Source organism: Microcystis sp. 49638_E5, assembly GCF_021300285.1.
In the GTDB taxonomy this organism is placed as follows: Bacteria; Cyanobacteriota; Cyanobacteriia; order Cyanobacteriales; family Microcystaceae; genus Microcystis; species Microcystis aeruginosa_C.
In genome coordinates this window covers 1-11,363 of the sequence record NZ_JAJTDH010000121.1, presented here as the reverse complement: position 1 = coordinate 11,363, position 11,363 = coordinate 1, and the positions used below count along the sequence as shown (strand labels likewise).

12 protein-coding genes and 1 pseudogene are annotated in these 11,363 nt (G+C 43.1%); 9 read left to right on the top strand and 4 right to left on the bottom strand.

All coding sequences use genetic code 11. The annotated features are described in order from the left end of the window. The 3 genes from LW728_RS21100 to rpiA all read left to right on the top strand — a co-directional run. Positions 1 to 529, top strand: a 529-nt coding sequence (locus LW728_RS21100) for an RNA-guided endonuclease InsQ/TnpB family protein (RefSeq protein ID WP_287768084.1), incomplete at its 5' end; no start/stop codon positions are given. A gap of 44 nt (positions 530 to 573) precedes the next feature. Beyond that, a complete protein-coding gene (locus tag LW728_RS21095) occupies positions 574 to 1,101 on the top strand; it encodes an RNA recognition motif domain-containing protein (protein WP_287768082.1) in 528 nt (175 codons plus the stop codon). 72 nt (positions 1,102 to 1,173) lie between these two features. Next, positions 1,174 to 1,884, top strand: coding sequence for a ribose-5-phosphate isomerase RpiA (gene rpiA, locus LW728_RS21090; protein WP_002800674.1), 711 nt, complete (start codon positions 1,174 to 1,176; stop codon positions 1,882 to 1,884). A 98-nt stretch (positions 1,885 to 1,982) separates the two neighbouring features. Here rpiA and recF read toward each other — a convergent pair. Further along, positions 1,983 to 2,906: pseudogene (gene recF, locus LW728_RS21085) on the bottom strand (DNA replication/repair protein RecF); the annotation flags it as partial. A gap of 259 nt (positions 2,907 to 3,165) precedes the next feature. On the opposite strand from recF, the gene LW728_RS21080 reads away from it, so the two are divergent. Next, positions 3,166 to 3,738: a DUF2808 domain-containing protein gene (locus LW728_RS21080; RefSeq protein WP_287667879.1), complete on the top strand. Its 573-nt coding sequence runs from the start codon at positions 3,166 to 3,168 to the stop codon at positions 3,736 to 3,738. An 87-nt stretch (positions 3,739 to 3,825) separates the two neighbouring features. On the opposite strand, the gene LW728_RS21075 is transcribed toward LW728_RS21080, so the two are convergent. Beyond that, complete coding sequence (locus LW728_RS21075) at positions 3,826 to 4,470, bottom strand: Uma2 family endonuclease (RefSeq protein ID WP_002800680.1); 645 nt, start codon at positions 4,468 to 4,470, stop codon at positions 3,826 to 3,828. A gap of 313 nt (positions 4,471 to 4,783) precedes the next feature. Here LW728_RS21075 and LW728_RS21070 point away from each other — a divergent pair, with 313 nt between their 5' ends. Then, entirely contained in the window at positions 4,784 to 4,948 is a 165-nt protein-coding gene (locus LW728_RS21070) for a metallothionein (protein WP_287768079.1), read from the top strand. Positions 4,949 to 4,983: 35 nt separating this feature from the next. Beyond that, on the top strand, positions 4,984 to 5,418 hold the full coding sequence (locus LW728_RS21065) for an ArsR/SmtB family transcription factor (RefSeq protein WP_002754959.1): 435 nt from the start codon (positions 4,984 to 4,986) through the stop codon (positions 5,416 to 5,418). On the opposite strand, the gene LW728_RS21060 is transcribed toward LW728_RS21065, so the two are convergent. Continuing rightward, on the bottom strand, positions 5,415 to 6,203 hold the full coding sequence (locus tag LW728_RS21060) for a pentapeptide repeat-containing protein (protein ID WP_287768077.1): 789 nt from the start codon (positions 6,201 to 6,203) through the stop codon (positions 5,415 to 5,417). The genes LW728_RS21065 and LW728_RS21060 overlap by 4 nt on opposite strands. Before the next feature lie 200 nt (positions 6,204 to 6,403). On the opposite strand from LW728_RS21060, the gene LW728_RS21055 reads away from it, so the two are divergent. After that, positions 6,404 to 9,466, top strand: a complete 3,063-nt coding sequence (locus LW728_RS21055) for a sll1366 family intein-prone helicase (RefSeq protein ID WP_287768075.1) — start codon at positions 6,404 to 6,406, stop codon at positions 9,464 to 9,466. On the opposite strand, the gene LW728_RS21050 is transcribed toward LW728_RS21055, so the two are convergent. Beyond that, positions 9,463 to 10,410, bottom strand: coding sequence for a DUF6515 family protein (locus tag LW728_RS21050; protein WP_287768074.1), 948 nt, complete (start codon positions 10,408 to 10,410; stop codon positions 9,463 to 9,465). The genes LW728_RS21055 and LW728_RS21050 overlap by 4 nt on opposite strands. A gap of 307 nt (positions 10,411 to 10,717) precedes the next feature. Between LW728_RS21050 and LW728_RS23480 the strand changes: the two genes are divergently transcribed. Continuing rightward, positions 10,718 to 11,092: a hypothetical protein gene (locus tag LW728_RS23480; protein WP_502845982.1), complete on the top strand. Its 375-nt coding sequence runs from the start codon at positions 10,718 to 10,720 to the stop codon at positions 11,090 to 11,092. 3 nt (positions 11,093 to 11,095) lie between these two features. Next, positions 11,096 to 11,363 (top strand): helix-turn-helix domain-containing protein (locus LW728_RS21040; protein ID WP_287768070.1); only part of this gene is annotated, 268 nt, incomplete at its 3' end.

Genomic DNA, 11,363 nt, shown 5'->3' with positions numbered 1-11,363 from the left:
ATCAAGACAACGTAAAGACAAAGCAATTAAAGACGCTTTGGCGTTAGTCCAGTCTAATGATCTGGTAGTCTATGAAGCTTTAAAGGTAAGAAACTTAGTCAAAAACCGTAAGCTTGCCAAGTCGATTTCTGATGCTTCTTGGTATCAATTCACTCACTGGTTGAATTATTTTGCCAAGATTTATCGGATTGTTTGTGTTGCTGTGCCGCCGCATTTCACTTCTCAAGATTGTTCAGTTTGTGGGACGAGAGTGCAAAAAACATTAAGCACTAGAACTCATCAATGTCCTAACTGTAAAACAGTCTTAGATAGGGATCATAATGCAGCAATAAATATTCTTAAAAAAGGGTTACAATATTTGGGAAATTATCTCAACGGTACTGTTGGGCAAACAGAAACCGACCCAAACGCCTTGGGAGAGTCCGGCCTCTGGATTCTTAATGGAGACATTGAGAATCTAAGCTGTCTCGTTGAACAAGGAATTTCTAACAGCAATGTGGAAAGAATCCCCCGTCACAGCGTAGCTTGACGGTGGGAGTATGTCAAATCACCCTATACTTGGAGGAATCTATCATGTCCATTCGTCTATACGTTGGTAATTTGCCCAAAGAATCCGTCGAGCGCGAAAAATTACAGGCGCTTTTTGCCGATGAAGGGGATACGATTACCACTAAAGTCATCAAAGATCGCAAAACTGGCAAATGTCGCGGTTTTGCCTTCGTTACCGTCCCTAGCGATGAACTAGCCGACCAGTTTATCGAAAAATACAACGGCCAATCCTTCATGGAAAACCCGATCAAAATCGAGAAAGCTCTCCCCCGCAGCAAGGGAGGTAAAGAAGAAGGAGAAGAAGCAGAAGGCACGGAGGCAAGCGTAGAAACCCCCGAAAAAGTCGAAAGACCGACTCCGAAACCGACGACAGCAGCACCGCGCAAATCCAGTAGTGGTGGTGGCGGCGGCAAAAAACGCAAGGGTGAACGGGGTGGCAGTAGTACCCCGAAAGTTACCGGCGATGGTGACGCTTTACAGCCAGATCCCCGTTGGGCCAATGAATTGGCTAAACTCAAGGAAATGTTAGCAGCTCAGGCCACTAATCCCTAATTGCATTGACAAGAGGGCAAGGGATAGCCGATAACTAAGAGGTTCAAAATATCGCTTTTAGGAATGTGCATCATGACAGCAATCGATCCGGTCATTATCATGAAACAGGAGGTCGGGAAGGCCGCCGCTAATCTAGTTCAATCTAATTCGGTCGTGGGATTGGGAACTGGTTCAACGACGGCCTATGCGATCGAGTATCTGGGCGCTAGACTGCAAAGCGGGGAAATCAGCAATATTGTCGGGGTTCCCACTTCTTTTCAAGCGCAAGTTTTAGCTAGGAAGTACGGAATTCCCCTCACTACCCTCGATGTCATCGTGAAGATGGATATCGCTATCGATGGGGCCGATGAGGTGGATCCCCAGAAAAATCTGATTAAAGGTGGCGGTGCTGCCCATACTCAGGAGAAAATTGTCGATAGTCTCGCCGATATTTTCGTCGTGGTAGTGGATGGCAATAAGCTGGTGGATAAGCTGGGATCGACTTTTCTTTTGCCGGTGGAAGTGTTACCCATGGCCATGACTCCGGTGATGCTGAAATTAGAGGCCCTCGGTGGTAAACCTTCTCTCCGCATGGGAGTGAAAAAAGCTGGCCCCGTGGTGACAGATCAAGGCAATTTAGTTATCGATGTTAAATTTGATAGTATCGATGATCCGGCTGATTTGGAAAGAACTATTAATAATATGCCGGGGGTTTTAGAAAATGGTTTATTTGTCGGGGTTGCTGATCTGATTCTCGTCGGTGAAATTATCGACGGTAAGCCGGTAGTCCGCGAGATTAGGTAGGATTAATTATTCTTAATCTAATAGTGAAACAGGCCGCAGGCCTGTTTTGTTATTATGGGTGTATACAGACAAAGAGCAAAATAAAGAGAGGCTATAGGCTAATAAAAAATATGTCCCTTTTTGACAGAAAATATCTGGGAAGATTGCAACCAACGGGACTCAAACGAACTGAGATGAGTGGTGGTAATTAAAGTTTGAAAACGGTCTTCGATCGCATCTAATAATTGATTTTGTCGTTCGATATCTAATTCCGCTAAAACATCATCGAGGAGCAGTAGGGGAGGTTCCCCGATAATCTGCTCTAATAACTGTAATTCCGCTAATTTCAAGGCTAAAACTAGGGTTCTTTGTTGTCCTTGGGAACCGTAGGATTTAGCGGGGTTTTGGTTAATTAAAAAATCCACTTCATCCCGGTGCGGACCGACTACCGATGTCCCTAGTTGTTTCTCTGCCAAACGACGGGTTTCAATCTTATCTAAAAAAGCCCTTTGTACCCCATTGACATCATCTTCTAGCCAAGGCACATTGGGAACATATTGTAATTCTAAAAATTCCGTTTTTCCGCTAATACTTTCGTGCCATTTTTGGGCTAAAGGAATTAATCTTTGCAGGACTCGCGCCCTTCTTCTCGTTACTCTTGAACCGGTTTCTGCTAGTTGTAAATCCCAGAGTTTTAGTTGGGATAAATCCGCATAAACTTTTCCCTCTAATTCCTGTTTACGAATCTCTTTTAAGAGGGCATTTCTTTGTCGTAAAACCTGATTATATTGCTGTAAAATATGAACGTATAGGGGTTCTAATTGAATTAATAAAGTATCTAACCAATCTCGGCGAGCTTCCGGACCACCGCGCACTAAATCCAGATCGAGACTAGAAAATTGTACCGCATTAATCACGCCCAAAAAATCAAGATGACGGCGCAGGGGTTGACGGTCACGGATCACGGTACGACGACCGGAAGAACGGAGAATTAAACTTAATTCTGATGCTCCATAAAGACGATTAACCCTAGCAAAAATTCTCGCCTGGTGTGGGGTGTTGGGGGTGGGGGAGTGGGGAGAAAAAAGCTGATCACTGATCACTGACTCCTGATTGGGGAATTATGAATTGTGAATTATGAATTATAAATTATGAAGTGGGGTGTGGGGTGTTGGGGGAGTGGGGAGAAAAAAGCTGATAACTGATAACTGATCACTGATCACTGATCATGGCAGGGGTTTGGGGTTAAGTGAATTTGCTATAATTCCCCTTGACAATCAATATTTTATAGTAGCTTTTACCTTGAAAATTCCTTTTTTGTCTTTAAAACAGATTGAAAGTCTATCTAAACTCGCTTTGATTGCTATATTCGCTTTTGATGCTCCTGTTTCCCTCGCAGGACAATTTCCCGATGGCAGAGTATTTTTTGAGAGTTCTCCCACTCTGGTTAATTTCTTCGCTACTTTCCAATCCGTGCGTGCTTGGGGAGCAAAATACTATCTTACCATCGCTCTGCCGCCGTCTCTCGGGGCGCCCTTGGGTAAAGTAACCATACAACAGCAGCCTAATATTCAAACTATTGCTTTTCTTGTTGATCAAACCTTTGCTTTTCTTGGCGATCGCAATCAGCGAGGCGAAAAATTAACCCTAAAATCCACTACCTTTGACCCCAATACTCAGACGATTACGGTCATTTTTGATCCTCCTGTCCCCCCTGGTAATACCGTTTCCATCGGTCTGAAACCAGTACGAAATCCTGATTATGGTGGTGTCTATCAGTTTGGAATTACTGCTTATCCCCCCGGAGACAATTCTCCCGGATTAGCTCTAGGAGTCGGACGTTTAACAATTTACGATGCTGGCGATCGCTGGTAGGCTGTTCCGCGTCTAAACACAGTAATCAGTAAACAGTAAAAAGACAGTAGGAAACCTCAGTTCCCTGACTTCGTTGTACATTTGAAGTCAGGGATTAAGCGTTTGCTTGACCCAAATTCGGAATTGTTTTAATGCCATTGCACTACCGATTTTTTGACTATTTTGTAGCGTTTCTGGAATTTTTTCTATTAGATTAAATTGAGAAAATAGTCGGCTTTGGCAAGATTCAACGTATTCTGATCCTTGCAAAACATTGATTTCCAGTCTCTCCCCATCATATCGCCACAATTCAGGAACACCCAATCGCTCATAATTATTAAATCGAGTTCGCTTAGTGATATCAATTTCAATGGCTAAATCGGGAGGGGGATCAATAGCCAGATCAAGTCGCTTTTTTCCCCTAACGGCAGCACAATTTCCGATATAAAAAGACTCATCTGGTTCTATTCCTTGATCCATTTGCTGATTTTTAAAGGTTGTTGATCCGGCGGGTTCATAGTCTAACTCTAATTCATCCAGGAGAACTTTAACCAAATCCCCGATTAAAACTTTGGTATTTTCATGAATAAAAAGAGGAGTCATTGCTTCTAAAGTTCCCTGACTATAAGATAGACGAATTGACCGTCGCTCTCCCAATTCGTCAAGAATTTTTTCATAATCTTGCCAAGTGAGTGAAGTTAACAACAGGCGGTCGCCTGGGGTAACAGTTAGTTGTTTTAATGCTAATAACATCAGAATTTGTCGCCTAAGTTGTTATGATTGGGCGGTTTAGTCAGTATTTAACTTTTTTCTACCTTAGACTATATATAGCAGTTTTCATCAGAATGAGGCATGGGCAAGGGGGTTAAACTCTTTGTTGGCAAAACTTGTCGATACCTCAGTAACGTGAAAAGCTCTATATGCAAACTGAAAACTCAAATCTGATCACTGATCAAGGAGAACTTCCCACCCGTCTGAGTTTTAGAAAAATTTAACTTTGTTCAATCCATGAACATCTGTTCAGATGTTATAATAAAGTCAGTAAAGAAGTTCAGAGGTAGTAACCATGATCGCTGTCACCACCATGAAATGTGCTTGTAAATCCTGTAAGTGTGTAGTATCGATCGCCGATGCCATCAAAGAAAACGATAAATACTACTGTTGCCAAGCTTGTGCCAATGGTCACGTTAACGAGAAAGGCTGTGGACACCAGGGCTGTGGTTGCGTTTAAATTTAGTTATTGGGAAGAAAGGGACAAGTATCGGCATGGAAGATTTGATCGATACCTCCCTTTCTCAACTTTCCCTTAATAACCGATCAGGAAAAAATATGGCCCTAGAGAAAATAGCACCGGTTTGTGGGGAATCCCATCACCAAGAGGCGAAATTCCAGCACTTGCAGGGATTAGAAATCGAAAAAGCCCAAAAAATGGCCGAATTTTTCAGCCTTTTGGGGGATGCCAACCGCCTAAGAATTCTGTCGCTTTTAGCCAAACAAGAATTATGTGTTTGTGACTTAGCCGACGACTTAGGGATGAGTGAATCGGCCGTATCGCACCAGTTAAGAACCCTAAGAGCCTTAAGATTAGTTAAATACCAAAAACAGGGACGGAGAGTCTTTTATCGTCTTGCCGATCACCATGTTCTTGACCTTTATTACGCGGTCTCGGAACATTTAGAAGAGCCAGCGGACGAGGATTAAAACAGTCCCAAAGCGGGTAAAACAAACTGTAAGAGCAGAGAACCAATCCCCTGCACCATTTGGTCTAATTGAGCGTTGCCACCACCTTGTTCTTGCGGTTTTAGGGCGATTTCCATGCCTTTAATAAAATTCTCTGCTGCTTCGTGACCGGGGGTATTGCCTTGGCGTTGAAAGAGAGTCGAAGCCATTTGAGCATCCTGGGCCGCTAGAGCATTTTGTCCCAGACGATAGTGAGCCATGGACCGGGCCAGATAAGCTGGAGCATATTCTGAGTTAATTGTCAAGGCTTTATTAAAATTTTCTATGGCGGCGCTGGTGCGTCCCTGTTTTCCTTCCACCATCCCTAGTCCGTAGAATAGTTCAGGAGTACCGGCACTACTGGGAATTCCCACCGCACCCTGCACGTATGCAGTGTCTAGTTTAGTGTTGTCGAGGTTAGCATTATTGAGATAAGCACCTCTTAAATCCGCACCCGTCAAGATTGCTCCGGTTAAGTTCGCTCCAGTCAGATTAGCACCAAAAAGAGAGGCTCCGGTTAAATTAGCACCACTCAGATCCGCCCCACTTAAATTAGCTTGACTAAGATTAGCACCGACGAGATTGGCCCCATTTAATTTTGCCCCGACTAGATTCGATTGCACTAACCCTGAACCGCTCAGATCGCATTGGGGACATTTTCGGGTGGATAATAATTGCTGTAGGTGGTTTAAATCTTCCGTCTGACCAACTAGGGAGAAGTTAAGGGGAAGACTGAGCGCGAGGGTTAGGGCGATCGATTTGTACATAGTTTAAAATAACTCTATTTATTATTACTGATAATAACCATTCGATCGGGGCTAATCGCTGAACTAGATTCTACTTGAGAAATCAGCCCTTGTCCAGTAAAATAGAAGATTAGAGGCTCTTAACGTCAGAAGAAGCGACAAAATCGAGATTTGTTACCTTTTCAACAGCAAGTTTTTTAAAGGAATTTCCCTATTTCATAATGACTACTCTACACGGTAATTGGCTGATTGGTTCGCAGGATAGTGTTTTTTTTCTTTGGGGTGAACAGTGGCAAGGGAAGGAATTAAGTGAAACAAAGGAAAATCATCCTTTTTGTCTAGAATCTGGGGCATTAGCCCAATTTATCGAGAAATTTTCTCCTCAGCTTGACTGCTATTCTCCAGAATCAATCAAGCTCAGTTTGCCTAGTTATTCTCCCCCTAGGAAAAAATATTTTTTACCGCTGCTGTCGGGGCAAATTCTCGAACCCTCAACTAAATCCTTGTCTTGGCAACCATGGCAGATATCGGGATTAACTTTTTCTGCGGGGATGATAGTGCGGTTATGGGAAAAATTGCCCCTAGCTAAGGCCGAATTTATCGGCAATGATCTACGATTTTGGCTGTATTTGCACCGTTGGAGTTTAGATTTATTAGCAAGAGGGAAATTTTTAGCGGGAATAAATCAGGGTGAAAGTTGCTGGTATCCCCTGCTAGATAGTACCATCGATCGCACTCGTTTAGCTAAGTTTATCCAAACCATCCCCCCGGTCTGTCTTGCCTATCAAGAAAATAGCGAACCACAAACAATTATTCTCGATTGCTTAAAAAATATTGTCGATGCTCGTTTGCGACAAAAGATAGATAGTACTGTTAATATTTCGCCGTCATTGATGGTAAAACCTTGGCTACAATCTTTAAGCGGTGATCATCGTGAGATTGCCTTAGAAGCCAAGAATTTACAGCGCCTAGAAAATGCTTATAATAACTGGGTGTTTCCTATCCAAGAAAGTTTAGTTAATGGCAATAATCGCCAATTAATCGAGAATCAATACCGTGTCTGTCTATCCTTACAACCTCCCAGTTTAGGGACAGCGTGGAAACTCACCTATTATTTACAAGCGTTAGATGATCCCGAATTTCTCATTAGTGCCAAGTTGATTTGGTTAGAGGGCAAAGAAAGTTATCATAGTTATCAAAGAGTTGTCAATAATCCCCAGGAAATTCTCTTAAAAGGATTGGGATTAGCATCGCGATTGTACGAACCGATTAGAATTAGTTTAGAGCAGAGACACCCGGAGGAATGTTCTCTTGATTCGATCGAAGTTTATCAGTTTATTCGCTCGATCGCTTGGCAATTGCAAGATCAGGGATTAGGGGTAATTTTGCCAACGGGTTTAACTGCTGGTAGTAATGAACAAAGATTAGGAATTAAGATTGCTGCCAGTGTAACTCCCAAAAAAGGAGAAAGATTAAGTTTAACCAGTTTGTTAAACTTTCAGCTTAAATTAGTGGTAGGGGAACAGGAAATATCGAAAAAAGATTTTGATAAGTTATTAGAGAAAAAATCGCCAGTGGTGGAAGTGGGAGGCAAATGGTTAATCCTACAACCTACGGATGTCAAAGCAGCTCAGGCAATTTTAAATAATACCATCGCTCCCCTTAATCTCTCGGTGGAGGATGCCCTGCGCTTGAGTTCAGGAGATAATAATCTAATTGCTAAACTGCCGGTAGTTAATTTCCAAGCGGAGGGAGCATTAAAGGAATTAATTGATAATTTAAATAACAATCAAGGGATTCAATTAATCAACCCACCGCGAGAATTTCGGGGGGAATTACGTCCCTATCAAATCAAGGGAGTTAGTTGGTTAGCTTTCCTAGAAAAGTGGGGTTTAGGTGCTTGTTTAGCCGATGATATGGGTTTAGGAAAAACCCCGCAATTAATCGCTTTTTTACTAGCATTAAAAGAACAGGATATGTTAGTTAACCCCGTGTTAGTGGTTGCTCCCACTTCTGTGGTCAATAACTGGGAACATGAATTAAGAAAATTCGCTCCCACCCTGGGGGTTTTTGTGCATCATGGCGAAAAAAGATTAAAAGGCCAAGCTTTTGCTCAAGAGGTAAAAAATAAATCGGTTGTTATTACCAGTTATCCTTTAATCTATCGCGATCTGTCCAGTTTAGAAGCAGTACAATGGCAAGGTTTAGTTTTAGATGAGGCTCAAAATATTAAAAACTCTACGGCTAAACAATCCCAAGCAGTGCGAAAAATACCCGCAGGATTTCGGATTGCCTTAACGGGAACTCCCGTAGAAAATCGCCTGACAGAATTGTGGTCAATTTTGGATTTTCTCAATCCCAATTTTTTAGGAACTCAAACATTTTTTCAGCGTCGTTTTGCCCTTCCCATTGAAAAATACGGCGATCAAGAATCCCTGCATAATTTACGTTCCCTTGTCCGTCCTTTTATTTTACGGAGATTAAAAACCGATAAAAATATTATTGAAGATTTACCAGAAAAACAGGAAATGAATATTTTTTGTGGTTTATCGAAAGAACAGGGACAACTTTATCAACAATTAGTCGAGACAACGCTCCAGAAAATTGAAGAAACTCAAGGAATTCAGAAACATGGATTAATTTTAACCTTGCTAATGCAACTAAAACAAATTTGTAATCATCCCGCCCATTTTTTGAAAGAAAATAGTTTAGAAACCAGTCAAAGATCGGGAAAATTATTACGTTTAGAAGCCATGGTAGAGGAAGTGATAGCAGAAGGCGATCGAGCTTTAATTTTTACACAATTTGCCGAGTGGGGAAAACTCCTACAAACCCATCTCCAGAAAAAATTAGCCGAGGAAATATTATTTCTGTCCGGTTCTACCAAAGCAAAAGATCGGGTAGAAATGATCGAGCGCTTTCAAAATGATCCCCAAGGACCAAAGATTTTTATTCTCTCCCTGAAAGCAGGGGGAACAGGATTAAATTTAACCCGCGCTAATCACGTTTTTCATATCGATCGTTGGTGGAATCCGGCCGTAGAAAACCAGGCCACCGATCGCGCTTTCCGCATCGGACAAAAACGCAATGTTCAGGTACATAAATTCATCTGTACGGGAACCCTAGAGGAACGCATTAATGAGATGATCGAAAGCAAGAAACAATTAGCGGAACAAACCGTAGATGCCGGGGAAAATTGGTTAACAGAATTAGATACCGATCGCCTGCGAGATTTATTATTATTAGATCGATCGGCAATTATTGATGAAGAAGAAACCGATTAGAAGCGAACCACCTGATAAACCGTGGAACCATTCTCAAACAGGGGCTGATAGTAGATACCGCTACAATTGTAATAAAGTGTATTGTCAGCCGTAATTGTGGTGCAGCCGTCTGGGATATAGGTGACAATTGCGCCGATGGGAGGGGCCACCACCGTGTAGGAACTACCGCTAGGCTGAAGATAGATGCCGTCCGAGTAAATGTAGGAAGTAGAACCCACATAGACGGTATTGTAGTAGGGGGGGAGAGTGGCGATCGCTGAACCGATGACTAAGCCGGTGGTCAAACCCACCCAACCCCAACCCGGGGGGACGTAATAACCGCCACCGTACCAACCGCCACCACGCCAGTAACCATTGCGATTATCGTCAATAAAGTTTTGACGGTTCTGTTGGCGATCGCTAACCTGCTGCTGCCGTTCACCCTGTCTTTCGCTGCGTTCCCCTTGACGGATATCGGTTCTTTCGCTGCGTTCCCCCTGCCGTTCACCCTGTCTTTCCGTGCGTTCCCCTTGACGGGTTTGTTGACTGGTTTGCTGTTCCCCCTGTCTTTCCGTGCGTTCCCCTTGACGGTTTTGTTGACTGGTTTGCCGTTCCCCCTGTCTTTCCGTGCGTTCCCCTTGACGGTTTTGTTGACTGGTTTGCCGTTCCCCCTGTCTTGCGCTGCGTTCCCCTTGACGGTTTTGTTGACTGGTTTGCCGTTCTCCCTGTCTTCCAGAAAAATCTCTAGAGGGTTGGGAACGATTACTAAAATTCCCTCGGTTTTGCAGATCACTACTGCGGTTAACCCGTGGGGAAGCTCCACCACCGCCACGACTACCACCACCACCGCCACGACTACCGCCACCACCGCCACCGCGAGCGTCCACATAATCCGTGATCAGTAAACTTGTACCCAAAAGGAGGGCGGCAAGAACACATAAGTTTTGACGTAAAGATCTTTTCATAGCTCGGACTCCTTGATTTTTTTATTCGCCTTGGCTGCTTATCTTCCCAGATTATTTTCTGCAAGCGTTGGACGGTTTCTGGTGCAAAAAAACGCTCTCCTGTTTCTAGACACACTCTGGCGGGAACATCTTACCCTGATCAAGGGGGGACTAAGGGTAGGGTTGATTCATGAATCAACCCTACTATGAATCAACTCTAGGACTAAGGGGGGATCGAACCTAAAATCCATTTTTAATTTAATTATAACCAGCTACTTAATTTTGAGTAAAGAGCGAGAGGGATAGCTACAATGGATGTGTAAGGCTTTTGAGAATGTCCCGATCAGAAAAGAATCGGCTTAATTCTTCTGAGAACATCCTGGAGCAACCGTTCTGGACACTTGCCGATAAAGCTCGCTTTTCTCGCTCGGAAGTCCAACGATCGCAGTTGATCTACCATGATAACTCCTGTCACCGCCTCTCCATCTGGAATCTTGACGTAGAAAGGGTTCTGGCGTTGCGTATTGCTCACCGGGCAGACAAAGGCAAAACCAATCTTGCGATTAAAATCAATAGGGCTTACCACCAGTCCTGGACGATTACCCATTTGCTCATCGAAAATTTGGGTCTGAAACCCCGTCGTTCTACGACGGCTTTACTGTTAAATATGAGCATCGTTTACGAAATATATGCTAAAATGTGAGACATGGAAAAAGCCTATTCTTACCGATTTTACCCAACACCAGAACAAGAGTCGCTATTGCGGCGCACATTGGGCTGTGTAAGATTAGTTTACAACAAAGCTCTCCATCTCAGAACACAAGCTTGGTACGAAAAGCAAGAAAGAGTAGGATATACTGAAACTTCTTCAATGCTAACCGACTGGAAAAAGCAAGAAGAATTAGAGTTTTTAAACGAAGTTAGCTGTGTACCTTTACAACAAGGGTTAAGACACCTACAAACAGCTTTTACTA